This window comes from Cellulomonas sp. KRMCY2, from assembly GCF_000526515.1.
GTDB lineage: Bacteria > Actinomycetota > Actinomycetes > Actinomycetales > Cellulomonadaceae > Actinotalea.
On record NZ_JAGF01000001.1, the window covers coordinates 1,276,962 to 1,302,991 of the forward strand.

Here is a 26,030-nt window from a genome sequence, read left to right on the forward strand (position 1 = left end):
TCGGCTGGTGCCGGTCTGCTGCGGCCGGCTCTGCTCGGCCCCTCGTACTCCCATCGACTCCTGCGCACCTGACTTGACCCTTCGGAGCGCCTTTCACCCTCGTCACACACCACGGTGAACCCCTCGGGGCGAGGCATGGTTGAGGCACGCCGTGCCGGTGACGATCGGCAGGAACGGCCAGTGGCCGCCATCGCGCGCGCAGCAGCGGGCCCAGCCGACGACGGGGAGCAGCGCATGGGCATCGACGACCTGGTCAACAAGGCACGCGAAGCACTCGACGGCAACGAGGACAAGGCCCAGGACGCGCTCGACAAGGCTGCCGACGCGATCAAGTCCCGGACCGACGACGGCGTCGACGAGAAGGTCGACATGATCGTCGAGAAGGCCAAGGACTTCCTCGAGGGCGAGAAGGGCAGCTGACGGGTTCGCCCGCACTCGGCCGCGTCAGGCGGTCGGCTGCCGCGTCAGACACCCGGCTGCGTCAGGCGTTCGCGAACCCGGCTGCGTCAGGCGTTCGCGAACGCGGCGAGGCCGAGCGCGACCGACCGGTCGAAGAGCAGCTCGCGCTCCGCGGCGGGCAGTGAGGCGTCGCGGAACAGCAGGTCGGAGATCGTGCAGATCGCCAGCGCCTGCCCGCCCTCGACGTCGGCCGTCGCGTACAGGGCAGCGGCCTCCATCTCGACGGCCAGCGTCCCGTGCTTGACCAGCGCCTCGTTGGTCGCCGGGCGGTCCGCGTAGAACGCGTCGGACGAGATCACCGCCCCGACGTAGGTCTTGCCGACCTTGGCCCGACGACGACGCCGCCCGCTCGCCGTCTCCGGCACGGCCGGCGTGGCGCCAGGACCGATGCCGGCGGCCGCAGCGGCCGCCGCGGTCAGCGCGAAGCTCGGCGCGTGGCTGTAGTGGATGCCGGGGATCCGGTTGGCGCTCAGCGACGAGTCGGTGTGCGCGGCGCTGGCGATGACCACGTCACCGAGCTCCAGGTGCGGTGCCATGCCGCCGGCGGTGCCGATCCGGATGATGCGCTTGACCCCGAAGTACCGGAACAGCTCGGTCGCGTAGATGGCGATCGACGGCATGCCCATGCCCGAGGCCAGCACGGAGACCGGCCGGCCCTCGAAGGTCCCGGTGTAGCCGGTGATCCCGCGGACCTCGGACACCACGCGGGCGTCCTGCAGGACGGTCTCCGCGATGCGCGTGGCGCGGCGTGGGTCTCCTGGCATCAGGACGTCGGGGGCGAAGTCACCGGGTTCGGCATCGATGTGCGGCGTGGCCATGGCAGCGACCTTAGTCGCGCGTCCACCGTCGTGCCCGGAGACGCCCCGGCCGGGGGCCGGATCGGGCCGCGTACGGCTCACAACCGGGTCGCACCGTCGAGCGTCGCGCGGAAGAAGACGCCGTCCGCCCACCGGTCGGTGCCGGCGAACCAGCCTGCCTCGATCCGGTCGGCCATCCGCACGCCGTCGACCTCGCGCTCACCGGTGAAGAAGACCCCGAACGGGTAGAGACCGGCGGGCTCCTGCAGCGGCGCCCCCCAGCGCAGCATCGTCGCACCGGTCAGGCGCCCGACGTCGTCGACGGTCAGCCAGCCGACCGAGGGACCCAGGGCAGCCGGCGGCGAGAGCATCGTCTCGATCGCGAGCCGGCCGGCGGCACTGCGGGTCACGTCCGGTCCGACGCTCGACATGACGGGCACCGCCCCGAGCAGCCGCCATCGCATCTCCCCGGCGCCGTCGACGTACCGGTCGAAGCCCGTGACGGGCACCGGGCCGAACCGCGCCGATGCCGACCAGACGAACCCCCGGCCGGCGGCGAGGACCTGCCGGGCGGTGAACGATCGCCACGCCCCGAGCCGGATCGTCCCGTGCATCGACAGTGCGACGCCGCGGGTCACGGGCGTCCCGGGGGGGATGGTGTGGCGCAGCCAGCGGCCGACCGGCGCCGGCAGGGCCCCGACGGCCCCCGGGTCGAACGGCGGCGGGGCCGGGGTCGGTGCGCACAGGGCGCGCCACTGGTCGCCGATCGAACGAGCCGCACGGGGGACGGCTGTCAACGGTCCGTACCCGGTCATCGACCCATCGTGGCGGCGGTCGCCCGACGAGGATCGGACGAAGGTCCCTGCGGGCCGCCGGAGGTCAGGAGGTCGGACCTCAGGAGGTCGGACGACAGGAGGTCGGGCGTCACGACCTCGGGCGTCAGGAGGTCGTGTCGAAGACGACGTCGGTGCCCTCCGCCGTCAGGCGAACACCGTCGGGCTGCACCTCGACCTCGGTCAGCTCCATGCCCTGCGGCAGACCGTCGACCGGGATCCGGAGGCCGGTGAGCTGGTCGCGCAGCGCGGCCGGCAGCTCGTCGGTCGGGACCGACACGCCCGCCAGGCTCAGGCCGGCGACGTCGACCTCGATCGCACGGCCGGCGGGTCGGGGTTCGAGGACCACGTCGAGTGCCAGGCCCAGCACGGTGGCCGAGGTGACCAGCGCATCGCCCTGGATCGCGAGGTCGACCGGGACCGCGAGGGCGGCCTCGATGTCGGCGACCGACGCGACGGCCGTCAGCCGCGCGGACCGCGCGACGGTGGGCTGACTCGTCGAGACACCCGTGAGGTGGACGTCGACCTGCTGCAGACGCAGGCCGTCGAGCGTCGCAGCCGGTGCCGTGACCGTCACGTCGTCGAGCTGCCCGGCGAGGACCTGGGTCAGGAACGGGAAGCCGCCGATGGTGACGTCCGGCGCCGAGTCGAGGCCGACGATCCCGGTGTGCAGGCTCGTCGAGAGGGTCTCCTGGGTGCGCTCGCGCACGACGCCGTCGGCCACGGCAGCACCCGCGACGAGCACTCCGACCACGACCACCGACCACACGACCGACCGTCCACGCATGGGCAGACCCTACGGACCCGGACGCCATCGGGCGCGCCGAGTCCGGGCCGCGAGCCCGCTCGGCCACGCCTGACCAGCGACGCCCGCCGACCACTGGTGCGCGCGCTGAGGCGGACCTACGCTTGACGTACCTCGAGGACGCGGGCCGGCCATGGTGCTCCAGACGTTGCTGTGGATGGTTGCCCCCGCCGTGGTCTACGGGCTGCTGGCGGCGGCCTTCATCGAGCCCGATCCGCCGCGGTGGCTGGCGCGCGTGACGAGGGTGATGCGACGACTGAAGCCGCGGCGCAGGACCACCGGCAGGACCCGACGCGGACGGCGCACGGCCGAGCCGGACCCGTTCGACGCGCTCGACGTCCAGGTGCGGCTCGGACAGGTCGCCGCTCTCGTGCGCGCCCTGGAGTCCGACCCCAAGGTCTGGGCCCGTGGCAAGCGGATGCAGGCCACCCAGGCCGCCTACGACGACCTGCTCGCCGAGGCGTGCGAGCTGGCCGGCGTCGAGGTGCCGCCGCTCGACCGGGCCGCCACGCGTCCGCTCGACGACCCTGAGCGCTTCCGTGAGGAGCTGGAGCTCGCCTCTCGCGGCTGGTCGTGGTGAGCAGGCAGGACCGCCGGCTCAGGCGCGCACGGCCCGCTCGGGCGCACACGCCGCTCAGGCGCGCACGGTCAGGGTGCTGGAACCGTCCTGACGGCAGCGGACCTCGATGCGTTCGGCGATGGACTGCTTGAGCGCCTCGACGTGCGAGACGACGCCCACCACACGGCCCCCGTCGCGCAGCCGTCCGAGCTCGGCCAGCACGACGTCGAGCGTCTCGGCGTCCAGGGAGCCGAAGCCCTCGTCGACGAACAGCGTGCCCAGGTCGATGCCACCGGCCTCGGCGGTGACGACGTCGGCGAGCCCGAGCGCCAGGCACAGCGACACGTAGAAGGTCTCGCCGCCGGACAACGTCCGGGGATCCCGCTCGGTCTCGGTCCGGTGGTCGAGCACCTTCATGGCCAGACCCGTCCTGCGGGTGCGGACGTCCTCGCGCTCGGTGCTGCGGACGAGCTCGTAGCGGCCGTCCGACATGGTCCCGAGCCGACCGTTCGCGGCGGCGACGACGTCCTCGAAGCGGCGCGTCAGCACGTAGGTGGCCAGCGTGAGCTGCTTGGCGTTGTCGCCACCGCCGGCGGCAGCGAGGTTCGCCATCCGGGTCACCGGGCCGGCGTCGCACTGGGCGGCGTCGTGGTCGGCAAGGGCACGCTCGACCTCGCCGAGGGCGGCAGCCGATGCGACTGCCCGATGCCGTGACCGGGCTGCCGCACCTGCGGTCTGCGTCGCATCGGTCTCGGCCGCCCCGTACGCGTCCTGGACGGCGGCGACGTCGATCCGGACGTCCTCGGGCAGCGCCGCGACCTCCGCCTCGGACAACCCTGCGGCGACGCGCGCCTGCGCGTGCTCGTGGTCGTCGATCGCGCGGTCGAGGTCGGCGAGCGCCGGGTCCGTCAGGTGCGCGACCCGGACGGCGCCGGCGTCGTCGAACCCGTTCTCCGCGAGCGCGACGGCCAGCTCCTCGGCGCGGCGCAGCTGGTGACTGCCGGCCTCCTCGAGGGCGCCGACCGCATCGGCCCAGGCGCTGACCAGGCCCACCCGCTCGTCGAGCGCCGCGACCCGGTCCTGGACCGACGGAGCGCCGTCGCGCGCGGCGGCCACCTCCGCCTCGTCGCGCTCGACCTGGGCGTCCAGGCCCGCGAGCTGGGCCGCCTGCACCGCGAGCTCGGTACCCGACGCGGCGATCCGGCCCTCGAGCTGCTCGGTCGCGAGGTCGAAGCCGGCGAGCGCGGCCTCGAGGTCGCGGTGTCGGGTTCCGGCCTGCAGCGCCGCAGCCACCGCCGTGCGGGCGGTGGCCAGCTCGGCGACGGCTCCGGCGACGTCCGTGCCCTGCGCTGCGGCACGGCGGGCCTCGAGGCGTTCGACCAGCGTCGTGAGCTGACCCGACGTCCTGGTGAGTGCGTCACCGGTCGCTGCACGCTGCCCCTCGGCCCGCTCGAGGTCCTCGACCGTGACGTGACCGGGCTCGAGGGCGGCCGGGCGCGGGTGCTCCACGGCGCCGCAGACCGCACACGGCTCGCCGGGCAGCAGCCGTGCGGCGAGCTCGCCGGCGATCCCCGCGATCCGCAGCTGCTGCAGCTCCGCCGAGCGCGCGACGGCGTCCTGCGCCTCCTGCGCCGCCACGGACACGGCGGTCCGGGCGTCGACCAGCCGGACGGTCAGCGCCTCGACCTCCTGGGCAGCGGCGAGCCGGTCCTGGGCGGCGACGGTGCGCTGCTCGGCTACGGCGAGGCCCGCGGCGGCGCGGGCGTTCTCGTTCAGCTCGGCGACCAGGAGCGCGCGCTGCTCGGGACGCCCCGCGCGCTCCGAGCACGCACGATCGCGTTCGGCGGTGCGCTTCACCCACGCCGTCCGGGCCGCGCCGATCGTGGCCCGGCGAGCGACAAGACCCCGCTCGAGCTCGACCAGGCGGGTCAGGGTCCCGAGCACAGCCGTGCACCGGTCGCGCTCCACCGTCAGGGTCTTCCGCTGGACGCCGGGGTCGGTGAGCTCGTCGACGAGGTCCCGCACGGTCTGTGGTGCCCTGCCCTTGGCGCGCTCGACGGCGTGCGTCGCCGCGACCACCGCGGCGTCGGCCTGTGCGGCCCCGGTGACCAGGGGCAGGACGGACCGAGCCCGTCGTGCCGCGGACCGCCGGTCACGTCGGGACGCGTGGTCGGCGGCCGAGGCGGTCAGCCGGTCGAGCTCGGTGCGCAGGTCCGTACGCCGCCGGAGCGCCGCAGCCAGGGCCTTGGCAGCCTCGAGCGCCTGACCGGCGGCGGCCCGCCGGGCGGCGGCGGTCCCGGCCGAACGGTCCGCGTCGTCGGCCTCGCGGGCGATCGCCTCGGTGCGCACCCGGACCAGGGCGAGCAGGCCGTCGCCCGGGGCCGCGGGCGCCAGGTCGGCGGCCACCCGGACGGGTGCCGCGTCGTCCTCGTCGAGACCAGCTGCCCCGAGGTAGCCGGCGACCGCCCGGCCGACCGCCTGACGGGACTCCTCGACCGAGCGTCCGGCCTCGGCCCGCATGCGCTCGAGCCGGACCTGCAGCTGCTCGTAGACCTCGGTGCCGAAGACCCTCTGGAGCAGGCCGCGCCGGTCCTCGGGGTTGGCCCGCAGGAAGCTCGCGAACTCCCCCTGCGGCAGGACGACGGTCTGGACGAACTGCGCGCGGTCCAGCCCGATGATCCGCTCCAGCTCGGGCGCGACCTCGTCGAGACGACTCGACAGGAGTTCGCCGTCGTCCGGCGCGTCCGGGCTGCCCAGCCGCCACAGGCGCACCGTCGACTGCTGCTTGGTCGTCCCCGTCCCGCGCTGCTTCGGCCGGTCGTACGCGGGTGTCCGGCGCACCCGGTAGACCCCGGAGCCGGACTCGAGGACGAGGTCGACGAAGGTCTCGTCGTCCGGCCGGGCGTGACCCGAGCGGAGCCGGTCCTCGCTCGCGTCCCTCGAGGCGACCTTGCCGTACAGCGCGAAGACGATCGCGTCGATGATCGTCGACTTGCCCGCGCCCGTCGGCCCCTCGAGCAGGAAGATGCCCGATGCCCCGAGCTCGGCGAAGTCGATCGTGTGCCGACCGGGGAACGGGCCGAGCGCCTGGAAGGTCATCGCGTGCAGGTGCATCAGGCGCTCCGACCGGCGGCCAGCACGTGCTCGTAGGCGCGGCGCAGGACGTCCCGCTCCGCCTGGCTGGGCGGTGCGCCGGTGATGTGCTCGACGAACTCGGCAGTGACCTCGAGCGGGTCCCGGGCAGCGGTCACCGGCGCGGTCGGCGACGCGTCGGCCGCCCGGCCGGGGCGGTGCTCGACGACGAGCGCGTGCGGGAAGCGGGTCCGGACCCGCGCGTGCAGGTCCTGCGGTCGGGCGCCGTCGGTCACGACCACCCGCAGCCAGTCGCCGACGTGCGGCGCACCCGCGGCCCCGAGCAGGTCGTCGAGCGTCCCGGTGACCTCGGCGAGGCGGCGCGGGACGGGAGCCGGGACGAGCTCGACGTCGCGCGCCACACCGTTCGGACCGAGGTCGACCAGCACTGTCGCCTTGCGGTGGTGACGCTCGGAGAACGAGTAGGCCAGCGGCGACCCGGAGTACTGCAGCACGGGAGACGCCTGCGCGGTCGAGTCGTCGGACCCCGGTGCGGCGGGGTACGCGAGCCGCTGCTGACCGTGCAGGTGGCCCAGGGCCACGTAGTCCACACCACCGAACACCCCGGCGGGCACCGAGTCGACACCACCGACCCGGATGTCGCGCTCGGAGTCCGAGGTCTGACCACCCAGGACGAAGGCGTGCGCCATCACGACGCTGCGCGGACGGGCCGACGACGTGGTGCCCCGCGCGGCCAGGTCGACCCGGACCCGCCGCATCGCCGCCGCCATCACCGCCTCGTGCGAGCGCGGCAGCAGCCCGTCCGGACCGGACCCGTCGGCGTCGGCCAGCTCGCCACGCGCCGCGTCCGGGTCGAGGTAGGGCAGGGCGTACACCAGGACCGGGCCGTCGTCGTCGGCCAGCTCGACCGGCCTGCCGACGTCCGCCACCCGGGTCTGCAGGTGCACGCCGGCCCGCATCAGCCCGGCCGCGAAGCCGAGCCGGATCGCGGAGTCGTGGTTGCCGGGCGTCACGACGACCGGGGCGATCTCGGACAGCCGGGCGAGCGCCGCGGCAAGGAGCTGGACCGCCTCGACCGGGGGGACGGCGCGGTCGTAGACGTCACCCGAGACCACCACGGCCCCGACGCGCTCGGCGCGCGCGACCTCGACCAGGTGGTCGAGGTAGGAGCTCTGGTGCGGGAGCAGATCCGTGCCGTGGAGCGTGCGACCGAGGTGCCAGTCGCTCGTGTGCAGGATCCGCATGCCTCGACGCTAACCCGCCCTTCCGACACGTCCGCGGGACCGACACACCGCGCGGCCCGGCGGTGTCCGTACGGCGGCGGGCGCGCCCAGGTGGCAAGATCCGGGGTGAGATCTGCCGCGGGTGGCTATCCCCGGTGACGCGTCAGCCGATGTACACAGCGCCGCCTCACCCGAGTGCGCCGTGCCCCGATGTCACGGAGCCCCCGAGGCAGGCGACCCGCGCCGCGCACCGCCAGCACAGGAGGAACCAGATGCAGCCGACCCACGAGACCGGTCCCGGGCTCCGACTCGTCCAGGACACCGACTCTGCGGGTCAGGAGGCCTATCCGACGCTGACCACGGCATTCCACGACCTCGACGAGTACATCGCCCTGCCGCGGATGTCCGGCCTCGTGCTCTCACCGGACGGGTCACGGCTCGTCACCCAGGTCGCCACCGTCAACCATGACGCGACGAAGCTGCACACGGCCCTGTGGGAGGTGTACCCGACCCGCGCGAAGCCCGCACGACGGCTGACCCGGAGCGCCCAGGGTGAGACCGGTGCCGCGTTCACGCCCGACGGCGACCTCCTGTTCACCTCGTCGCGGCCCAACGCGGACGCGACGGACGACGCCGAGAAGGCGCTCGACAAGCCCGCCCTGTGGGTCCTGCCCGCCGGTGGCGGTGAAGCCCGCATCGTGGCGACCCGGCCGGGTGGGGTGACCGGGGTACGCACGGCGCGCTCGTCGGCGGCCGTCGTCTTCGCGACGTCGATGCTGCCCGGCGCCTCGGACGGCGACGAGGACGAGAAGCTGCGCACGCTGCGCAAGGACAAGAAGGTCGCGGCGATCCTGCACGACGGGTACCCGGTGCGGTACTGGGACCACGACCTGGGCCCGGACGTCACGCACCTGCTCGGCTGGCACTTCAAGGTCGGCGACGACGTGGCCCGGTCGGTCGAGGTCGCGAGCCAGAGCATCGAGCACCTCAAGGTGCGCGACCTGACGCCGACGCCCGGCCACTCGCTCAGCGAGGCCGAGTACGACTTCAGCCCGAACGGCACCTTCGTCGTCTCCACCTGGCGCATGCCGCAGGCCAACGGCGAGTACCGCACCGTCCTGGTGCGGATCGACGTCGACAGCCGCCAGCGCACCACGATCGTCGACGACCCGGACGCCGACCTCGGCTCGCCGGTCATCTCGCCGGACGGCAGCGCGGTCGCCTACGTCCGCAGCTCGATCAGCGACACGGAGACGGCGACGCACCAGACGCTGCACCTGCTCGCGCTGGACGAGGGCGCCGTGCCGCAGCAGCTCGTCGCGCACTGGGACCGCTGGACGACCTGCCACCAGTGGCTGCCGGACGGCTCCGGCCTGCTCGTCACCGCCGACCAGGACGGCCGCGCCCCGGTCTTCGCGGTCGACATCGCAGCCGACACGGTCATCCAGCTGACGAACGACGACTACGCCTACTCCGACCTGCAGGTCGCCCCGGACGCGAGCGTCGTCTACGCCCTGCGTGCCTCCTACCTCGCGCCGGCGCACCCGGTCCGGATCCACCTGGTCGCGGACGAGAACCGGATGCCGGGCACGGTCACCGTGCTGCGCTCCCCGTCGCCGCCGCCCACCCTGCCGGGCACGCTCACCGAGGTCCGCACGACGATCGGCGAGGGCGACGAGGCGATCGAGGTCCGCGGCTGGCTCGCCCTGCCGGACTCGAGCTCGCCCGAGAGCCCCGCGCCGCTGCTGCTCTGGATCCACGGCGGCCCGCTCGGCTCGTGGAACACCTGGTCGTGGCGCTGGAACCCGTGGCTGATGGTCGCCAAGGGCTACGCCGTCCTGCTGCCCGACCCGGCGCTGTCGACCGGCTACGGCCAGAGCTTCGTCCAGCGCGGCTGGGGCCGATGGGGCGCCGAGCCCTACACCGACCTGATGGCGATCACCGACGCGACGGTGGCCCGTCCGGACATCGACGCGACGCGCACAGCCGCGATGGGCGGATCGTTCGGCGGCTACATGGCCAACTGGGTCGCCGGCCAGACCGACCGCTTCAAGGCGATCGTCACGCACGCCGGCCTGTGGGCCCTCGACCAGTTCGGCCCGACGACGGACGTCGCCTTCTACTGGGCGCGCGAGATGAGCGCCGAGATGGCGGAGACGTACTCGCCGCACCGCAACGTCGGACGGATCCGCACCCCGATGCTCGTGGTGCACGGCGACAAGGACTACCGCGTCCCGGTCGGCGAGGGCCTGCGGCTCTGGTACGAGCTGCTGTCGGCGTCCGGGCTCCCCGCAGGGGACGACGGGAAGTCGGCCCACCGCTTCCTGTACTTCCCGGACGAGAACCACTGGATCCTGACCCCGCAGCACGCGAAGGTCTGGTACCAGGTCGCGCTCGGGTTCCTCGGCGAGCACGTGCTCGACCACGGTGCCCCGCTGCGTCCCGAGACGCTCGGCTGACCCGACCTCGCCGACCCGACCTCGAGCCGTGGACCCACCGGCCCACGGCTCGAGGGGTCGGCCCGGTGACCGGGCGGCGATCGGAGCCTCCGTGCGCAGGTAGCCTGACGCCGTGCGCACCTGCGAGGGCCGCGGTCTGCTCGTCGCGCGCGCTCTCATCACCGGCTCGACAGTGCTCGGCCTGGCCGTCGGTGCGCACGTCGTCGGCGGCGGGGAGCCGCCGTCGGGCCCCGCGGTCGGGGTCCTCGCGGTGTTCGTCCTGGTCGCATCGAGCCTGCTCGCACGCCACCGCCTCCGGCTCCTGACGCTCGTCCCCGCGCTGGCCGTGATCGAGACCGCCCTGCACGGCGTCCTGAGCGTGCTGCCCACCGCGGCCGAGCTTGCCGGCGGGCAGCAGCCCGGCCATCAGCACGGTGCCACCCTCTCCGCGCCCTTGCCGGTCGTCGCGGAGCACGTCCACGCAGGGACCTCCCCGGCGATGCTGGGCAGCCACCTGGTAGCGACCGTCGTCACCGCCGTCCTGCTGATCGGCGCGGATCGAGCGGCCCGGACGACCGCCCATCTCCTGAGCACGGCCCTTCCCCTGCTGCTGGCCCGTCCGGCAGCGCCGACCATGACGCGGGTGCGGCTCCGCACGCACGCCGCCGCCCCGCTCGTGCGCGCGAGCGCAGGCGGTTGCCGGTCCCACCGGCGCCGCGGACCACCGCTGCTCCCCGCCACCGCCTGAGCAGCCTCGTCCTGTCGTCCTCTCGGTGCGGTGGTCCCGCCATCGCCTGCTCCGTCGCGCCCGTCCAGGATCAGGCGCGTCCCGTCCGAGAGACGACCGAGAGACGACCGAGAGACACCGCCATGCCCCACGCCCGTACGCCCTTCCGGGTCGTCGTGACCGCTCTGGCCGCCGTCGCACTGATCGGTACGAATGCGCTCGCCGCGCCGGCCGCGGCCCACGACCAGCTCGTCGAGACCTCGCCCGAGGAGGGCGAGATCGTCGACGTCGTGCCCGCGGAGGTGATGCTCCGCTTCACCCAGCCGGTGATCGACCTCTCGGCCCGGATCCTGGTCCGGGACTCCGCCGACACGGTGGTCCTGGACGTCGAGGCGGACGTGGACGAGGACGTCATCACGGCGCCGCTGCCGGCGGACCTCGCCGACGGCACCTACACGGTCTCCTGGCGCGTGGTCTCCGCCGACGGTCACCCGATCCAGGGTGCCTTCGACTTCCACGTCCGCGAACCCAGCGCACCGAGCACCGGTCCGGCACCGACCCCGCCGACGGCGACCGCCGGACCTGCTGACGGCGAGCCCGCCGGCGGGCCGACCGGCGACCGTCTGCTCCGGTCGGCCGTCCTGGCCGTCGGCGTCGGCGTCGGCGTCGGAGCAGCCGTCGTCCTCGGGCTGATCCTGCGCCGCCGTCGGACGCAGCCATGACCTGCCCCCGCACCGCACGTCCTCAGACTCCAAGGAGCACCATGCTCGCCATCCGCACCGCCGCCCGCACCGCCACCCGGCGGACCCGCCTCGCGATCCCTGCCCTCGTCACCAGCCTGCTGCTCGCCCTGGCCTCCTGCACGACCTCCGCCACAACCACTGACTCCGCCACGACCGCTGCGCCGGACGGCGCGGCGATGGCCGTCACCGTCACCGACCCCTGGGTGAAGGCCGTCGACGGGGGGATGACCGGCGTCTTCGGGACCTTGACGAACGAGTCCGACGCCGAGATCCGGATCGTGTCGGCCGAGTCGCCGGTCTCGCCGGTCGCCGAGCTGCACGAGGTCACCGCCGACGAGGCCGGTGAGATGGTCATGCAGCCGAAGGAGGGTGGCTTCGTGCTGGCCGCCGGCGGAACGCACGAGCTCGTGCCCGGCGGCGACCACATCATGCTGATGGACGTCGGCGACCCCCTCGAGCCCGGCGAGGAGATCACCGTGACCCTCACCGCGCAGGACGGCTCGTCGGTGACCTTCACCGCACCGGCACGCTCCTACACCGGCGCGAACGAGACCTACCAGGGTGGCGACACCGAGGGTGGCATGGGCGAGGGCCACACGGGCACCCCCGAGCCGACGGACTCATGACGGCCGACCACCCCGACCGGCGGACGTTCCTCGTCGGTGGTGCTGCGGCCCTCGGCGGAGCGGCGCTCGCTGTCGGCGGCCGCGCGGCCTGGGACGCCGACCAGGGAAGACGGGGCGCAGCGTCGGACGGGTCCGGCACCGCGGCGGGGACCGCAACCGTCCCGTTCCGAGGTGCCCGCCAGGCGGGCGTCGGGACCCCGCCGGCGGCGTTCGCCACGGTGATCGCGCTCGACCTGGTGCCCGGCGCCGACCGCGACGCGATCGTGCGACTGATGCGCATCTGGACCGATGACATCGAGCGGCTGACCCAGGGCCGCCCCGGGCTGACGGACACCGAGCCGGAGCTCGCGCTCGTGCCGGCTAGCCTGACCGTCACGGTCGGCTACGGCTCCGGCCTGTTCTCGGCCGCCGGGCTCGACCGGCTCCGCCCCGCGTGGCTCTCGCCGATCCCGGCCTTCGCGATCGACCGACTGCAGCCGGCCTGGTGCGGCGGCGACCTCGTCCTTCAGGTCTGCGCCGACGACGAGCTGACGATCCGGCACGCCGCCCGGCTGCTGGTCCGGCAGGCGGGCACCTTCGCCACGGTGCGCTGGGTCCAGCGCGGCTTCCGCCGCAGCCCGGGGACGACACCACCGGGCACGACGATGCGCAACCTGATGGGCCAGCTGGACGGCACCCGCAACCTGTCCCCGGTCGACGACGAGGACCTGATCTGGCACGACGACACGGCGCCGGACTGGCTCGTCGGCGGGACGTCGATGGTGCTGCGGCGGATCGCGATGGACCTCGACACCTGGGACGGCGTCGACCGTCCGGTCCGGGAGGCCGTGCTCGGCCGGCGGATGGCGGACGGTGCGCCGCTGACCGGGACACGGGAGCACGACGAACCCGATCTCGAGGCCCTCAACGACATCGGCTTCCCGGTGATCGACATCGCTGCGCACATCCGCCGGGCCCGCACCGCGGACCCCGGACAGCGCTTCCTGCGCCGGGGGTACAGCTACGACGACGGTCCGGGGGCCGGCGGGCCGGACGGGACGGGACTGCTCTTCATCACCTTCCAGCGCGACGTGACGCGCCAGTTCGTCCCGGTCCAGCAGCGGCTGGCGGAGCTCGACCTGCTCAACACGTGGATCACGCCGGTGGGCTCGGCGTCGTTCGCGATCCCTGGCGGGTGTCCGACCGGCGAGTACCTGGGCCAGCGCCTGCTCGAGAGCTGAGGCCGGCCGCGAGGGCTGGTGGTCACGGCGACCCGGCAGCGTCGGCCGGTCCGCACATCAGCTCAGCCGGCCGCCAGGCGCAGCGCGTCCTGCGCGATGCCGACCATCGTCTGCGCCGACGTGGCCCGCTGCGGGTCCGGGGTCGCCAGCGGCGTTGACCTGCTCCAGCACCCAGGCAGCCACCTGGCCCGCGGCGTGCTCCGGACACGCGCACCCTCGTCATGATGCCCCTCGGATCAGCGGCCCGCCCGGTCGGGGGCGTCGATGAGCTCGGCATCGTCCCGGCGATCCTCGAGCGCATGTCCGCCTGGGCTGAAGTCCAGCGGGATCTCGCCGCTGAGGTCCAGCACGTCGAGCAGGTCCAGCACGAGGACGGGCGGGTCGCGCAGGATGACCCGGCGGCCGTCCTCGGCCCCGACCTTGACCAGCTGGAAGAGGAAGGCCAGGCCGGTCGAGTCGATGAAGTCGACCCGGGAGGCATCCATCACGACCGGGCCGGTGCGGTCGAGCACCTGGCTCATGACCGCACTCGCCTGGCTGCGCAGCGCGGCGTCGACGTCACCCCACAGCCGGACGACGCAGCCGTCGCCTTCGTCGCTGACTGCCACACCCCCGTCGTGCCGGGTCTGGCTGTCGGTCCAGTCGGTCATCGAGTCCTCGTCGTCAGGTGCGGAGTCGTCAGGTGCGGAGTCGTCAGGTGCGGAGTCGTCAGGTGCGGAGTCGTCGGGTGCGGACGTCACACTGTTGGGACGATCCGGTGTCATGCTGGGTTCCCGGTTCCGGTGAACGAGCTGTGAGCGTTGCGTGACGCGCCAGTGCGGGCACGCGGTCGTCGTCGGCCGCTCCCGGCTCGGCCGCTCACGGCTCGACCGCTGGCTGTTCGACCGCTCCCGGCTCGACCGCTTGCTGTTCGACCGCTCCCGGCTCTGGGTCCGTCACGTCAGCGACTGTCGCACCGAGGGCGAGCACCAGCCGGCTGCCGTCGACCGTCGCTGCGACACCTGGCGCCCCCGCACCGATCGACGCGACCTGCCCCGCGATGCGCGCATCGGCCACGACGGGCCACCGGTGGGTCGAGCCGAAGGGCGTGATCGTGCCGCGCACGTAGCCGGTCACCGCCAGCGCGACGTCCACGTCAGGCATGGACAACCGCGAGACACCGAGCAGGTCGCGCAGCTTCGGCCAGGAGATGGTCCGGTCACCCGGCACGAGGACGAAGAGGAAGTCGTCCGCACCGCGCCGCACCACGAGGGTCTTGACGACCTGCGCGGGCGGGACCCGACGCGCGGCCGCGGCCTCCGCGAGGCTGCGCACGGGTCCGTGTCGCACGAGCCGGTAGCGCAGCCCGCTCGCCTCGAGGGCTGCCACCGCCCGCTGCTCGCCGTCGCTCATCGAGCCATCGTCACACCGGGCACCGACAGTCCCGGCCGCAGTGCCGGACCACGCCGTGCCGGACCACGCCGTGCCGGGTGGTCAGCAGTGCCGGGCGGTCACAGGCGCCCAGTCGTCACAGGCGCCCAGCCGTCACAGGTGCTCCGGCTGGATGTGCGCCCGGATCCGGGCGACCATCACGGGGCACTGCGCGTGCAGCACCACGGTGTGGCTCACCGATCCGAGCAGGGCCCGGGCGACCCCGTGCCGGCCACGGCTGCCGACCACGACGAGACGCGCATGCGCGGCCGCGTCGAGCAGGGCCGTCGCGGGCTGCTCCTGGGTCAGGTGCGTGCGCACCACGAGGTCCGGGTACTGCTCGGCGAGGCCGGCGACCGACTCGCCGAGGATCACGCCCTCCGCCTCACGCAGCTCCGCGGTGAAGCCGGGCGAGAAGTAGTCGCCCGAGACGTACATCGCGGGCTCCTGCCAGGCGTGCACGACGTGCAGCTCCTGGTGGGTGCTGTCGGCCTCGGCCGCGGCCAGGGCGATCGCCTCGAGCGAGTCGGCCGAGCCGTCGGCGCCGACCACGACGCCGCGCGCGTCGTCCGGTGCCAGGTGGGGCACGATGACGACCGGGCAGTGCGCCGCCGCGGCGACCTGGTAGCCGAGCGACCCGCTGAAGACCCGCTCGAGCGCGGTCAGCCGGTGCGACCCGACGACCAGGAGCGTCGACGTCCACGACCGCTCGACGAGCGCGAGCGCCGGGGTCCGGCGGTCCACCTCGATCAGCGGCTCGATCCCCGGGGTGGCCGCACGTGCGCGTTCGGCCTCCGCCTCCAGCAGGCTGCGGGCACCGGACTGGACCCCGTCGTCGTACAGGACGTCCAGGGCGATCGTCGGGAAGCCCGTCGCGGTCACGATCACGAGGTCGAGGCCCCGTCGGTGAGCGGCGTCGGCCGCCCACAGCAGTGCGTCATGGCTGGAGCTCGTGCCCTCCACGCCGACGATGACGGTGGGCTTCATGGCGATCCTTCCTCCCGTGCGAGTGCGCTGGTCACGGGAGGCGATCGAACCCGGGACGTGCCCGCGCGGTCTCGCTGTCACTACCACCGTCGATCCGCCGCCGGTCGACGTCAAGGCCCGAAGGTCCCGGGCCGTCGCGAACGGTCGCCACGGGCGTTCACACGCCGGACACCCGGCTCGCCTACGGTGTCCGGATGGCCGAGGTGACGATCACCACGCCGCGCGGCATCAAGCTGGCCGGGACCTACGAGCCGGCCGGCTCACCCGGTCCCGCCGGGCTCGATGCGGACCTCGCGGCGCCCGTCGCGGCGCCCCCGGGTGCTGCGGTCCTGTTCGCGCACGGCTTCCTCGCCGAGCGCTCGTCCCGCGGCCGGGCCGACCGCCTCGCCGCCGCGTACCGCTCGGCCGGCTTCGCGACCCTCACCTTCGACTTCTCCGGCTGCGGCGCGTCGGACGACGCCGTCGTCACGGTCGGCGACGAGGTCGAGGACCTGGAGGCCGGGAGCCAGTTCCTCGCGGACGCCGGCCATCTGCTGCAGGTCGTGCACGCCCACAGCCTCGGAGCCCTCGTGGCGCTCCGGAGCAGCTCGCCGTACGTGCACGCGATGGTCCTGACCGGCCCCGTCGCCGGACCGATCCGGCACCCGTGGCAGCACGTCCTGTCGGCCGGGCAGCTCGCCGAGCTGCGGGCCACCGGCCGCACGACAGTGCCCGACGACGGCCCGGGCGACCGCGAGGAGAACGTGATCTCGAGCCAGACCCTCACCGACTTCTCCGACGTGGACCAGGAGTCGCTGCTGAGGGCCGTGACCTGCCCGGTCCTGCTCGTCCACGGCGGTGCGCTCCTCGACGGCGAGGAGCACCCGTTGCTGACCCGGTCGCGCGTCGGACTGCCCTTCCTGCCGGCCGGCTCGGCGCTGGAGGTCGTGCTCGGCGCCGACCACTCGCTGCTCGAGCACACCGACACGGTCGCGCGTCGCGCGCTCGCCTGGCTCGGTGACCGGCTGGCCGGAACGACCCTCTGAACGGTTTCTCGGCTGACCGGCCGGCCCGCGTCGGGGACAATGGCTCGTTGTGAGTGACGGGCCGCAGGAGCAGCCGACGCCGGGAGGTCGCCGTCGTCGGTCGGGTTCGCGCGCCCCGGGCCGTTCGCGTGGCCCGGGCCGCACGCGCGAGGGCGACGCGCGCCGGACCGCACCCGACGCAGTGCCCGCACGGGGGACGGCCCGCCGCACGCGCCGGGCGGACGCCCGCCGCGCCGTCGTCGTCCCGCCGATCACCTACCCCGAGCAGCTCCCGGTCTCCGCACGGCGAGCGGACATCGCCGCCGCCATCCGTGACCACCAGGTGGTCATCGTCTCGGGCGAGACCGGTTCGGGCAAGACCACCCAGCTGCCGAAGATCCTGCTCGATCTCGGGCGCGGGCGGGACGGGCAGATCGGGCACACCCAGCCGCGGCGGATCGCGGCGCGCACGGTCGCCGAGCGGATCAGCGAGGAGATCACCGGCGGGTCGGGCGCGCTCGGCTCGATCGTCGGGTACCAGGTGCGCTTCACCGACCAGTCCTCCGAGGAGACGCTGGTCAAGGTCATGACGGACGGCATCCTGCTGGCCCAGATCCAGCGGGACCCCGAGCTCCTGGCCTACGACACCCTGATCATCGACGAGGCGCACGAGCGGTCGCTGAACATCGACTTCATCCTCGGCTACCTGACCCGGCTGCTGCCCCAGCGCCCGGACCTCAAGGTCGTCATCACGTCGGCGACCATCGACTCGCAGCGGTTCGCCCGGCACTTCGCCGGCCCACCCACCGCGGCGGCGCCCGACGGCGTGCCGGCGCCGGTGATCGAGGTGACCGGACGCACCTACCCGGTCGAGCTCCGCTACCGGCCGCTGTCCCCCGACCTCCCGCAGGACGACGATCTCGGCCTGGACGACACCACGACCGCGACCGCCGCAGCCACCTCCGCGGCCACGTCCGGCCGTGGCGCCACGAGCACCTCCGCCGCGCAGTGGAGCGAACCTGCGCGACACGCCCGCGCGTCGGGAGCCGGGCGCTCCACAACCGGACGGAACGCTCCACAGAAGGGGCGGGCAGGCGCGCGGGTGGGGGGACGCGCGGAGCCGGCGCAGCGTACGGAGCCGGGGCGCGCGCAGCGCACGGAGCCGGGACGCGCGCAGCGCACGGAGCCGGGACGCGAGGAGCGCGACCTCATGACGGCGATCTGCGAGGCCGTCGACGAGCTGTGCGGCGAGGGACCGGGCGACATCCTCGTGTTCCTGTCCGGCGAGCGCGAGATCCGGGACGCCGAGGAGGCGCTGCGCGGACACCTGGGTCCGCGTGCGGTCGGAGCGGGTCACGCCCTGACGCCGCAGTCGATCGAGCTCCTGCCGCTGTACTCGCGGCTGTCCGCCGCGGAGCAGCACCGCGTCTTCGAGTCCCACGGCTCACGCCGCGTGGTGCTGGCCACGAACGTCGCCGAGACGTCGCTCACGGTTCCCGGCGTCCGCTACGTCATCGACCCCGGCACCGCGCGGATCTCCCGGTTCTCCAAGGCGACCAAGGTCCAGCGGCTGCCGATCGAGCCGATCTCCCAGGCCAGCGCGAACCAGCGGTCGGGTCGCTGCGGGCGGGTCGCCGACGGGATCGCGATCCGGCTGTACTCCGAGGCGGACCTCGCGTCACGACCGGAGTTCACCGAGCCCGAGATCCTGCGCACCTCGCTCGCCTCGGTGATCCTGCAGATGGTCGCCGTGGGCGTGGCCTCGACGCCCGACGACGTCGCGCGGTTCCCGTTCGTCGAGCCGCCCGACGTCCGCTCGATCCGCGACGGCGTCCAGCTCCTGACCGAGCTCGGTGCCCTCGAGCCCCTGGCGGGCGGGACGAGGCTGACCGAGGTCGGCCGCGCGCTCGCGATGCTGCCGATGGACCCTCGGCTCGCCCGCATGATCGTCGAGGGCGGACGCCGCGACGTGGCCCGTGAGGTCATGGTCATCGCGGCCGCGCTGTCCATCCAGGACCCCAGGGAACGACCGGCCGAGCAGCGGCCGCAGGCCGACCAGTCCCACGCCAGGTTCGCCGACCCGACGTCGGACTTCCTGTCGTACCTCAACCTGTGGCACTACGTGCGCGACCAGCAGCGTGAGCTGTCCGGCAGCGCGTTCCGGCGGATGTGCCGTGCCGAGCACCTCAACTACCTGCGGCTGCGCGAGTGGCAGGATGTCGTGACCCAGCTCAAGGAGATGGCCAAGCCGCTCGGCATCACCGTCCGCCCGCCGAGCGCCCGCGCGACGGTCTCGGCCGGGCCGGCCACCGGCACGGTCCGCCGGGCCGCCCCCGGAGCCCGCGCGCTGTCCGCCGAGGAGGCCGCCGCCGAGTCCGCCGCCCGGCAGGCGTCGGACCCCGGAGCCGGCCGGTCCGGCCACGGGTCCGACGGCTCGGGGGTGGCAGGGGAGCTGCGGCTGGCGTGGGACGCGGACCGGATCCACCAGGCGCTGCTGGCCGGGATGCTGAGCCACCTCGGCATGCAGGAGGTCACCGAGGTCCGGGTCGGCGCGCGCGGCGGGACCGTGCCGAAGACCGGCAAGCCGATCCGGAAGCAGGTGCGCAACGAGTACCTGGGCGCTCGCGGCGCGCGGTTCGCGATCTTCCCCGGCTCGCCGCTGTCCAGGAAGCCGCCCGCGTGGATCATGGCGGGCGAGCTCGTCGAGACGTCCCGCCTGTGGGCGCGCGACGTGGCCCGGATCCAGCCGGAGTGGGCGGAGGAGCTCGCACCGCACCTGGTCAAGCGGGTCTACTCCGAGCCCGCGTGGTCCACCAAGCAGGGCGCCGCGACGGCGCAGGAGAAGGTGCTGCTCTACGGCGTCCCGATCGTCGCGCAGCGCCGCGTGCTGTACGCCAAGGTCGACCCCGAGCACGCCCGCGAGCTGTTCATCAGGCATGCGCTCGTCCAGGGCGAGTGGACGACCCACCACGCGTTCTTCCATGACAACCGGGACCTGCTGGCCGATGCCGAGCAGATCGAGCACCGGGCCCGACGCCGGGGCCTGGTGGCCGACGACGACGCCCTGTTCGACTTCTACGACGAGCGCATCCCGGCCGAGGTCGTCTCGGCGCGGCACTTCGACACCTGGTGGAAGACCGCGCACCGCACCGAGCCCGACCTGCTGACCTTCACCCTCGGCATGCTCGTGGCCGACGACGTCGCGCTGGTGGACGAGTCGCAGTTCCCCTCCACCTGGCCGCACGGCGACCTCGACCTCCCGCTGACCTACCAGTTCGACCCGGGCACCGACGCCGACGGCGTGACGGTGCACATCCCGTTGCCGGTGCTCAACCGCATCCGGCCGGACGGCTTCGACTGGCTCGTCCCGGGTGTGCACGAGGAGCTCGCCACGGCGCTGATCCGCACGCTGCCCAAACCGATCCGGGTTCAGCTGGTCCCGGCCCCGGACGTGGCCCGCGACGTCGTCGGCTGGATCCGCGCGCACCTGCCCGCCTGGGCGGACACCGTGCGCGCCGCCGACATGGCCGGCTCCTTCCATGACGCGTTCGCCGAGGCCGTCCGGGCACTGCGCGGCGTCGAGCTGCCCGACGACGCCTGCGACGACTCCCGCCTGCCGGCGCACCTGCGGATGACCTTCCGGGTGCACGAGGAGCGCGCCGGTTCGAGCGTGCTGGTCGACGAGGGCTCCGACCTCGTCGCCCTGCAGCGCCGTCTCGCCGACCGGTCGCAGCAGGCGGTGCGCTCCGCGGTGCGCGACGCCGTCCGGTCCGCGGTCCGCGAGGCCGCCGCCGACGCCGCCCCGCGTGCGCCGTCGCCGACCGTCGCATCGCCCTCTCCGACGCCGCCGCCGTCAGCACCGTCGGGCGGTCCCGCGCCGGTGGCGACGCCGCCCGCACGCGCGCGCAGCGGGCTCGTCGAGCAGGCCGGCCTGCGACAGTGGCCGGCGGGGCTTCCCGGCGGGCGGGTCCCCGAGCTCGTCAGCACCGTCGTCGGCGGCCTGACCGTCCAGGGCTACCCGGCTCTCGTCGTGGAGCCGACGCCCGTGCAGCGCCGCGCGGGCGGTCCCGCACCGGTGGCGCTGCGCGTGCTCGGGGACGTCTCGACCCAGGCGCGACGGCACGCCGAGGGCGTCCGCGAGCTGCTGCTGACCGAGCTGGCCCTGCCCACCGGGAGGATCACGACGCGCTGGTCGGGCACGCAGTCGCTGACCCTCGCGGCCAGCCCGTACCCGAGCACAGCGGCCCTGGTCACGGACCTTCAGCGCGCGGCGATCGACGCGCTCCTCGCCGAGCAGGGCCGGGGCGCACCGGGCCCGACCCCGCACGACCCTGCCTGGGCAGTCGCCGCCCAGATCCGGGACGCAGGCGCCTGGGCGACCCTGCGCGCGGCGGTCCGCGACGGGCTCGAGGATCGCACCTACCGCGTGGCCGGCGACGTGTCGGCCGTCCTGACGGCGGCGCGTGAGCTCGACGCCGCCGTCCGGGCGACGACGAGCCTCGCCCTGCTCGCCACGGTCACGGACGTCCGCGGCCAGCTCGCCCGCCTGGTCCACGACGGCTTCGTCACCGAGGCGGGCGCCGCACGCCTGCCGCACCTGGTCCGCTACCTACGTGCCGCGCTGCACCGCCTGGCCAAGGCGAAGGAGAACCCGCAGCGGGACGAGGCCCTCGCCTGGCAGGTCCGCGAGGTCGAGGAGGCGTACCAGGACGCCGTCCGTGCTGCCGGCTCGGGGATGCCCGACCCGATCCGCGACGCCCGCCTCGCCGAGGTGCCGTGGATGCTCGAGGAGCTGCGCGTCGGTCTGTTCGCCCAGCAGCTGGGCACCGCGGCCCCTGTGTCGCCCAAGCGGATCCGCAGCGCGATCTCGGGCTGATCGCGGCCGAGGCAGGACGACCGATCATGGAATCGGGACAAATCGATCGTGTCCGGCGGGCCGCGACGCGAACGGGGGATCCTGCGGTTCGCGCGGGACTCACCGTAGATTGGCCCACATGACCGGACGGATGCCTTCCTCAGCCCACGACGTCGAGGCCGCGGCAGAGGCTCGTGCCGTCCTCTCGACCTCCCACGCAGCGCCCGTCGTCGAGGTTCTCGGCGCCGTGCACCGCGGCCTGGAGGCTGTGCTGTCCGACCGCGACGCCACCGCGCGCAGCCCACTGCCGCCGGCCGATCCCACCCAGCTCGCGATCCGCCGCCGCACCGGCCTCTGATCAGGCCGAGGTCCCGAGGTCACCGAGCGCAGCGACCACGGCCACCCGCAGCTCCGCCGCCGTGACCGGCCGGGCCAGCACCGGGTCGCCGGACCCGAAGCGCGACTCGAACACCCACGAGCCGGACGGTGCAGAGAACAGCCCGAGCAGCAGCGGCTCCGGGTTGTCCGGCACGAGCACCGTCAGGTCGCAGCGCAGCAGCGCCGCCCCGGCCTCGTCGAGCAGCCGGTCGGGCGGCGTCGGGTCACCCGGTTCGATGGTCACGGGCACGGCGTCCCCATGGCCGTCGCCGGCGTCCGGGAGCACCGCGGTGTCGAGCACGGTCGAGAGCAGGTCCGCCGTCCTGCGCAGGGAGAACCGGTGGAACCCGTCCGCGCTGACGATCTCGACGAGGAGCACGTCGTCGACCAGGTACACGTAGACGTAGTCCTGGACCACCGCCGCGGTGCGGGCCATCGCGACCACGGCCTGCGCTCCCCGGCGCAAGGTGAGCAGCACGCCGACGTCCTGCCGGACCTGGACGTCGACGCCGATCCGCGGATCGGAGCCCGAGCCGCCGCCGGCGGCGGCCTCGGCCCGGTCCTGGGCCAGCCGGGCCCGGGCGCGGGCCCGCGCAACGGCCGTCGGCGGCTCCACGATGCCCCGGGCCACCAGGCTGCGGTAGGCGGTCTGCAGCAGCGGAGCACGGTCACGGGGTGAGACGGCCGACAGGTGGGGCGTCACGGCGACACCCTCGTGGACGGAGAGGACGGCGAGCTCCTCATCGGTCAGGCACTCCAGAAGTGCGGTCTCCGGCACGGCAGCGCTCTCCCGCACGACGGCGTCGCCGGCGTCGCTCATGGTCACAACCATCCCAGGCTCACGATGTTGAGGGCACCGTCGACGATGTCCTTACCGGTGTCGGCGACCGCGTCCACGGCCGAGCCGACGGCGTCACCGGCATCAGAGAGCCGGTCACCCGCCCAGCCCCGGGCCGTCGACAGGGCCTGGCCTGCGTCGGAGACGCGGTCACCGGCCCAGTCGGCGGCGTCTGAGAACCGGTCTCCGACCCAGCCCGCGGCCCGGCCGGTGAAGTCGGTGATCGCGCCCCAGTTGTCGTACACGTAGTTGCCGAGCGACCAGACGCCGTACGCCAGGACGGCGGCACCCGCGATTCCCAGCCCGACCGGCCCCAGGGCGATCAGCCCGGCACTGGATGCCAGGAGCGCCCCGGCGCCGACGGCGCCGGCGGCACCGGCGACCCGGGTGGTGAGCCCGCGGGAGCCGTCGTACCCGCCGCCGGTCACGACGTCGGCCACGCCGGTGACGACGGTCAGCGGGAGGAAGGCCCGACCGCCCCACTTCGCCGCAGTGCCGACGAACGGGACGCGGGAGAGCAGGCCTCCGGTGGCGCCGAACCTGAACTCGGTCACGGCGGCCTGCCCGGATCGGCCGAGCATGGTGAACCGTGCGAAGGCCGTGGCGTCGGCCGACGCCCCGGTCGCGAAGGCGGCGGCACCGGCCCAGTTGCGCAGCTGACCGGCTGTCGCCGTGAGGAACGAGACGTAGGCGCGCGACCTGCCGAACAGGGTCCAGGCCTTCTTGAGGCTGTTGACCAGGGCCCAACCGCCCGCTCCGGCGGCGGCGAGGTCGTCGAGCGCGCTGTCGCTGCCGCGGAGCCGCTCGAGGTAGGCGTCGACGTCCGCGCACACGGAGGCCGGAATCGTCACCGACTGGAGTGCCCCGGCTGTCACCTGGTCGGCCTGCACGACGGCGGCCAAGGCGTCGCCGATGACGGTGGCCGTGGCCCTCGCCTGGGTGTTCAGGCGGGTCTGCTCGGCGTTGCGCTCCTGCAGGGCGGTGGTGTCGCCGGGGGCGGTCATCACCGGCGGGAGTGAGGGGGCCCGGACGGCACCGTCCTCGGCCACCTGGAAGCCACGGGTCTCGGCGTCGCCGACCACGGCGAGCAGGTGCGACCGCGTGGTCGTGAGCCGCGCACCCCCGTCGGCCAGGGCGGCACGGGCCACCTCGACGGCGGCGCTGACGTCCCGTCCGGCGGCGACCTCGGTGGCGACCCGGGCGGCAGCGGCATCGGCGGCCGGGCCGGACCATGCGGTGGAGGCGACGTCCATCGCGGCCTGCAGGGACTGGACCTCATGGTCCAGGTCGGTGCAGGCGGTGCCGAGCCGGTCGGCGGCGACGGTCAGTGCCCCGGTGTCCCAGCCACGGACCAGGGGGATGGTGATGGTCGCCATCAGCGGGCCACCATGCGGGCCTGCGTGCGGGCGTCGCCGGCAGCGTAGGACGCGGCGGTCCCACGAGCGGCGTCGACGAGCGCGTCGGCACGATCACCCAGCACCTGGGTCGCCGCCCCGAGGCGGAGGGCCACTGTCGCGGCGGCGAGCGAGGTGGCCGATCCGGGCACCGCCACCTCGACGCCGCCGAGCGGCGAGGCGACGTCCAGGTCCCGCAGGCCCGAGGCGGCCCGCCCGAACTGGGTCCCGAGCTCCTCGAGCACCCCTGATCCGACGACGAGCGTCCCGCTCACACCGTTCCCCCACCTCTCATGCGTGTCATCCGGCTCTCATGCGTGTCACCCGGCCGGTCCCTGCCGGGCCACCGTCTCACGGCAGCTGGCTGAGCCCGCCGCCGCCCGCGCCGATCCCGCCGACGCCGCGGGTCATCGCGTTGGACGTCAGCCGCGCCAGGGGCGAGGTCTTCGGCGTCCCACCACCCGCCAGGTGCTTGGCCTGCGCTCGCAGCTCACCGGGGACGGCGCCACGGACCTTCGCCGGGACGTGTCGCTCGAGCACCTCGGCAACGAGGGTCAGGAACGCCGGCTCCTGCGAGGCTTCGACGTAGTCGCTGACCACCAGCAGCTTCAGGTACACGCCACGCGAGGCGGAGCGGACGTCGAGCAGCGCCTGCGGACCCGACCCGACCAACCGGACCGTCGTGGCGGCACTCAGGGCGACGGTGCGCCGGGCCGTCAGCCACCGGGCGCGCGCCACCGTCCCGGCGACCGGGTCGATCCACGCCCGCTGCGAAGCCAGCACAGCGATCGCGAGGAGGACCGCGGGGACGAGCGTGTAGGCGGCCCACCGGTTCTCCGGCTGCGTCACGGCGAGGTAGACCACCACGGCCACCGTGACCACGGCAGTGCCGACGAGCCAGCGCCTCGCGGTGCGGTTGGCGAGGCCCGGGACGCGTACGGCGTCGTCACTCATGTCACCCTCCGGCGGTCGCGCATCTGCCGTAGGTTACCGGCTGAGCCGATCGTGCCGGCCAGGTGGCGGGCTGACGTCGGCGGACGACGGGAGATCGGATGGTCATGCCGGACGGTGTGGACGGCCGCTGCTTCGGGGACGGCGTCGCGATCTACGAGGAGTACCACGACGCCGAGTGGGGCCTCCCGGTGCGCGGCGACCGTGAGCTGTACGAGCGCTTCTGCCTCGAGGCGTTCCAGTCCGGACTCGCCTGGATCACCATCCTGCGCAAGCGGCAGGGCTTCCGGGCGGCCTTCGCCGACTTCGACCCGGAGGCGGTCGCGCGGTTCACCGAGGACGACGTCACGCGGCTGCTCGGGGACGCCGGCATCGTGCGGAACCGGGCCAAGATCGAGGCGACGATCACGAACGCGCGCGCCGTGCTCGGGCTGTGGGACACCGACCGGACGCTGACCGACCTGGTGTGGACCCACGCCCCGGCCCGGCGGGTGCGCGTGCCGCGCGCAGCCACCTTCGCGGACGTGCCGTCGCAGACCGCCGAGTCGCTCGCGCTGGCTCGCGAGCTCAGGTCGGTGGGCTTCCGCTTCGTCGGCCCGACGACCGCGTACGCAGCCATGCAGGCCTGCGGTCTCGTCGACGACCACCTCGCGACGTGCCCCGCCGTGGCCGCTGAGCACGGCAGCTGAC

The 26,030-nt window shown here is 74.2% G+C and carries 23 protein-coding genes; 11 read left to right on the forward strand and 12 right to left on the reverse strand.

Going from position 1 to position 26,030, the window contains the following annotated elements:
* Positions 1-180: 180 nt before the first annotated feature.
* Positions 181-420, forward strand: a complete 240-nt coding sequence (locus K415_RS0106245) for an antitoxin (RefSeq protein WP_231494838.1) — start codon at positions 181-183, stop codon at positions 418-420.
* Between the two features lie 86 nt (positions 421-506).
* Here the strand turns inward: K415_RS0106245 and K415_RS0106250 are convergent, their stop codons facing one another.
* From K415_RS0106250 to K415_RS0106260, 3 genes are all read right to left on the reverse strand, one after another.
* Entirely contained in the window at positions 507-1,277 is a 771-nt protein-coding gene (locus tag K415_RS0106250; RefSeq protein ID WP_024286225.1) for a purine-nucleoside phosphorylase, read from the reverse strand.
* Positions 1,278-1,354: 77 nt separating this feature from the next.
* Positions 1,355-2,071 carry a DUF6544 family protein gene (locus tag K415_RS0106255; RefSeq protein ID WP_024286226.1) on the reverse strand — a complete coding sequence of 239 codons (717 nt, stop codon included), beginning with the start codon at positions 2,069-2,071 and terminating at the stop codon, positions 1,355-1,357.
* 124 nt (positions 2,072-2,195) lie between these two features.
* On the reverse strand, positions 2,196-2,876 hold the full coding sequence (locus tag K415_RS0106260; RefSeq protein WP_024286227.1) for a DUF2993 domain-containing protein: 681 nt from the start codon (positions 2,874-2,876) through the stop codon (positions 2,196-2,198).
* Positions 2,877-3,027: 151 nt separating this feature from the next.
* Between K415_RS0106260 and K415_RS0106265 the strand changes: the two genes are divergently transcribed.
* Entirely contained in the window at positions 3,028-3,474 is a 447-nt protein-coding gene (locus K415_RS0106265) for a hypothetical protein (RefSeq protein WP_024286228.1), read from the forward strand.
* A 54-nt stretch (positions 3,475-3,528) separates the two neighbouring features.
* Here the strand turns inward: K415_RS0106265 and K415_RS0106270 are convergent, their stop codons facing one another.
* Together K415_RS0106270 and K415_RS0106275 are read right to left on the reverse strand one after the other, a co-directional pair.
* Positions 3,529-6,567 (reverse strand): AAA family ATPase, encoded by a 3,039-nt coding sequence (locus K415_RS0106270; protein ID WP_024286229.1) that lies wholly within the window; start codon positions 6,565-6,567, stop codon positions 3,529-3,531.
* Positions 6,567-7,790: an exonuclease SbcCD subunit D gene (locus K415_RS0106275; protein ID WP_024286230.1), complete on the reverse strand. Its 1,224-nt coding sequence runs from the start codon at positions 7,788-7,790 to the stop codon at positions 6,567-6,569. The genes K415_RS0106270 and K415_RS0106275 overlap by 1 nt, the downstream gene beginning before the upstream one ends.
* A gap of 251 nt (positions 7,791-8,041) precedes the next feature.
* Here K415_RS0106275 and K415_RS0106280 point away from each other — a divergent pair, with 251 nt between their 5' ends.
* The 5 genes from K415_RS0106280 to K415_RS0106300 all read left to right on the forward strand — a co-directional run bounded on the left by K415_RS0106280 (position 8,042) and on the right by K415_RS0106300 (position 13,523).
* Positions 8,042-10,228: an alpha/beta fold hydrolase gene (locus K415_RS0106280; RefSeq protein WP_024286231.1), complete on the forward strand. Its 2,187-nt coding sequence runs from the start codon at positions 8,042-8,044 to the stop codon at positions 10,226-10,228.
* Positions 10,229-10,340: 112 nt separating this feature from the next.
* Positions 10,341-10,955 (forward strand): hypothetical protein, encoded by a 615-nt coding sequence (locus K415_RS0106285; RefSeq protein WP_024286232.1) that lies wholly within the window; start codon positions 10,341-10,343, stop codon positions 10,953-10,955.
* A 122-nt stretch (positions 10,956-11,077) separates the two neighbouring features.
* Positions 11,078-11,656 (forward strand): copper resistance CopC family protein, encoded by a 579-nt coding sequence (locus K415_RS22590; protein WP_024286233.1) that lies wholly within the window; start codon positions 11,078-11,080, stop codon positions 11,654-11,656.
* Positions 11,657-11,697: 41 nt separating this feature from the next.
* Positions 11,698-12,303 (forward strand): copper chaperone PCu(A)C, encoded by a 606-nt coding sequence (locus tag K415_RS0106295; RefSeq protein ID WP_024286234.1) that lies wholly within the window; start codon positions 11,698-11,700, stop codon positions 12,301-12,303.
* Positions 12,300-13,523 carry a Dyp-type peroxidase gene (locus tag K415_RS0106300; RefSeq protein WP_024286235.1) on the forward strand — a complete coding sequence of 408 codons (1,224 nt, stop codon included), beginning with the start codon at positions 12,300-12,302 and terminating at the stop codon, positions 13,521-13,523. Before K415_RS0106295 ends, K415_RS0106300 begins: the two co-directional genes overlap by 4 nt.
* 236 nt (positions 13,524-13,759) lie before the next feature.
* On the opposite strand, the gene K415_RS0106305 is transcribed toward K415_RS0106300, so the two are convergent.
* The 3 genes from K415_RS0106305 to K415_RS0106315 all read right to left on the reverse strand — a co-directional run bounded on the left by K415_RS0106305 (position 13,760) and on the right by K415_RS0106315 (position 15,920).
* The gene (locus K415_RS0106305; RefSeq protein WP_051480432.1) at positions 13,760-14,263 is read right to left on the reverse strand and encodes an STAS domain-containing protein; all 504 of its coding nucleotides are present in this window, start codon (positions 14,261-14,263) and stop codon (positions 13,760-13,762) included.
* Between the two features lie 118 nt (positions 14,264-14,381).
* Positions 14,382-14,915, reverse strand: a complete 534-nt coding sequence (locus tag K415_RS0106310) for an aminoacyl-tRNA deacylase (protein WP_024286237.1) — start codon at positions 14,913-14,915, stop codon at positions 14,382-14,384.
* A 132-nt stretch (positions 14,916-15,047) separates the two neighbouring features.
* On the reverse strand, positions 15,048-15,920 hold the full coding sequence (locus K415_RS0106315) for a universal stress protein (protein ID WP_024286238.1): 873 nt from the start codon (positions 15,918-15,920) through the stop codon (positions 15,048-15,050).
* 194 nt (positions 15,921-16,114) lie between these two features.
* Here K415_RS0106315 and K415_RS0106320 point away from each other — a divergent pair, with 194 nt between their 5' ends.
* From K415_RS0106320 to K415_RS0106330, 3 genes are all read left to right on the forward strand, one after another.
* The gene (locus K415_RS0106320; protein WP_024286239.1) at positions 16,115-16,945 is read left to right on the forward strand and encodes an alpha/beta hydrolase; all 831 of its coding nucleotides are present in this window, start codon (positions 16,115-16,117) and stop codon (positions 16,943-16,945) included.
* Positions 16,946-16,994: 49 nt separating this feature from the next.
* Positions 16,995-21,800, forward strand: a complete 4,806-nt coding sequence (locus tag K415_RS0106325; RefSeq protein WP_029663263.1) for a DUF3418 domain-containing protein — start codon at positions 16,995-16,997, stop codon at positions 21,798-21,800.
* Positions 21,801-21,918: 118 nt separating this feature from the next.
* Positions 21,919-22,137, forward strand: coding sequence for a hypothetical protein (locus tag K415_RS0106330; RefSeq protein ID WP_155859381.1), 219 nt, complete (start codon positions 21,919-21,921; stop codon positions 22,135-22,137).
* On the opposite strand, the gene K415_RS0106335 is transcribed toward K415_RS0106330, so the two are convergent.
* The 4 genes from K415_RS0106335 to K415_RS0106350 all read right to left on the reverse strand — a co-directional run bounded on the left by K415_RS0106335 (position 22,138) and on the right by K415_RS0106350 (position 25,343).
* Positions 22,138-22,977, reverse strand: coding sequence for a hypothetical protein (locus K415_RS0106335; RefSeq protein ID WP_155859382.1), 840 nt, complete (start codon positions 22,975-22,977; stop codon positions 22,138-22,140).
* Positions 22,978-22,979: 2 nt separating this feature from the next.
* Positions 22,980-24,371: a hypothetical protein gene (locus tag K415_RS0106340; RefSeq protein WP_024286243.1), complete on the reverse strand. Its 1,392-nt coding sequence runs from the start codon at positions 24,369-24,371 to the stop codon at positions 22,980-22,982.
* On the reverse strand, positions 24,371-24,664 hold the full coding sequence (locus K415_RS0106345; protein WP_024286244.1) for a hypothetical protein: 294 nt from the start codon (positions 24,662-24,664) through the stop codon (positions 24,371-24,373). Before K415_RS0106345 ends, K415_RS0106340 begins: the two co-directional genes overlap by 1 nt.
* A 76-nt stretch (positions 24,665-24,740) precedes the next feature.
* Positions 24,741-25,343, reverse strand: a complete 603-nt coding sequence (locus K415_RS0106350) for a hypothetical protein (RefSeq protein WP_024286245.1) — start codon at positions 25,341-25,343, stop codon at positions 24,741-24,743.
* A gap of 98 nt (positions 25,344-25,441) precedes the next feature.
* Between K415_RS0106350 and K415_RS0106355 the strand changes: the two genes are divergently transcribed.
* Complete coding sequence (locus tag K415_RS0106355; RefSeq protein WP_024286246.1) at positions 25,442-26,029, forward strand: DNA-3-methyladenine glycosylase I; 588 nt, start codon at positions 25,442-25,444, stop codon at positions 26,027-26,029.
* The last annotated feature ends 1 nt before the right edge of the window (position 26,030 follow it).

What these genes read in the sequence shown, in the direction of transcription:
- K415_RS0106260 (WP_024286227.1), bottom strand. Translation starts at nt 2,876, where the DNA reads ATGCGTGGACGGTCGGTCGTGTGGTCGGTGGTCGTGGTCGGAGTGCTC.
- K415_RS0106355 (WP_024286246.1), top strand. Translation starts at nt 25,442, where the DNA reads ATGGTCATGCCGGACGGTGTGGACGGCCGCTGCTTCGGGGACGGCGTC.
- K415_RS0106315 (WP_024286238.1), bottom strand. Translation starts at nt 15,920, where the DNA reads ATGAAGCCCACCGTCATCGTCGGCGTGGAGGGCACGAGCTCCAGCCAT.
- K415_RS0106320 (WP_024286239.1), top strand. Translation starts at nt 16,115, where the DNA reads ATGGCCGAGGTGACGATCACCACGCCGCGCGGCATCAAGCTGGCCGGG.
- K415_RS0106270 (WP_024286229.1), bottom strand. Translation starts at nt 6,567, where the DNA reads ATGCACCTGCACGCGATGACCTTCCAGGCGCTCGGCCCGTTCCCCGGT.
- K415_RS0106330 (WP_155859381.1), top strand. Translation starts at nt 21,919, where the DNA reads ATGACCGGACGGATGCCTTCCTCAGCCCACGACGTCGAGGCCGCGGCA.
- K415_RS0106340 (WP_024286243.1), bottom strand. Translation starts at nt 24,371, where the DNA reads ATGGCGACCATCACCATCCCCCTGGTCCGTGGCTGGGACACCGGGGCA.
- K415_RS22590 (WP_024286233.1), top strand. Translation starts at nt 11,078, where the DNA reads ATGCCCCACGCCCGTACGCCCTTCCGGGTCGTCGTGACCGCTCTGGCC.
- K415_RS0106265 (WP_024286228.1), top strand. Translation starts at nt 3,028, where the DNA reads ATGGTGCTCCAGACGTTGCTGTGGATGGTTGCCCCCGCCGTGGTCTAC.
- K415_RS0106350 (WP_024286245.1), bottom strand. Translation starts at nt 25,343, where the DNA reads ATGAGTGACGACGCCGTACGCGTCCCGGGCCTCGCCAACCGCACCGCG.
- K415_RS0106275 (WP_024286230.1), bottom strand. Translation starts at nt 7,790, where the DNA reads ATGCGGATCCTGCACACGAGCGACTGGCACCTCGGTCGCACGCTCCAC.
- K415_RS0106335 (WP_155859382.1), bottom strand. Translation starts at nt 22,977, where the DNA reads ATGAGCGACGCCGGCGACGCCGTCGTGCGGGAGAGCGCTGCCGTGCCG.
- K415_RS0106310 (WP_024286237.1), bottom strand. Translation starts at nt 14,915, where the DNA reads ATGAGCGACGGCGAGCAGCGGGCGGTGGCAGCCCTCGAGGCGAGCGGG.
- K415_RS0106300 (WP_024286235.1), top strand. Translation starts at nt 12,300, where the DNA reads ATGACGGCCGACCACCCCGACCGGCGGACGTTCCTCGTCGGTGGTGCT.
- K415_RS0106255 (WP_024286226.1), bottom strand. Translation starts at nt 2,071, where the DNA reads ATGACCGGGTACGGACCGTTGACAGCCGTCCCCCGTGCGGCTCGTTCG.
- K415_RS0106250 (WP_024286225.1), bottom strand. Translation starts at nt 1,277, where the DNA reads ATGGCCACGCCGCACATCGATGCCGAACCCGGTGACTTCGCCCCCGAC.
- K415_RS0106295 (WP_024286234.1), top strand. Translation starts at nt 11,698, where the DNA reads ATGCTCGCCATCCGCACCGCCGCCCGCACCGCCACCCGGCGGACCCGC.
- K415_RS0106280 (WP_024286231.1), top strand. Translation starts at nt 8,042, where the DNA reads ATGCAGCCGACCCACGAGACCGGTCCCGGGCTCCGACTCGTCCAGGAC.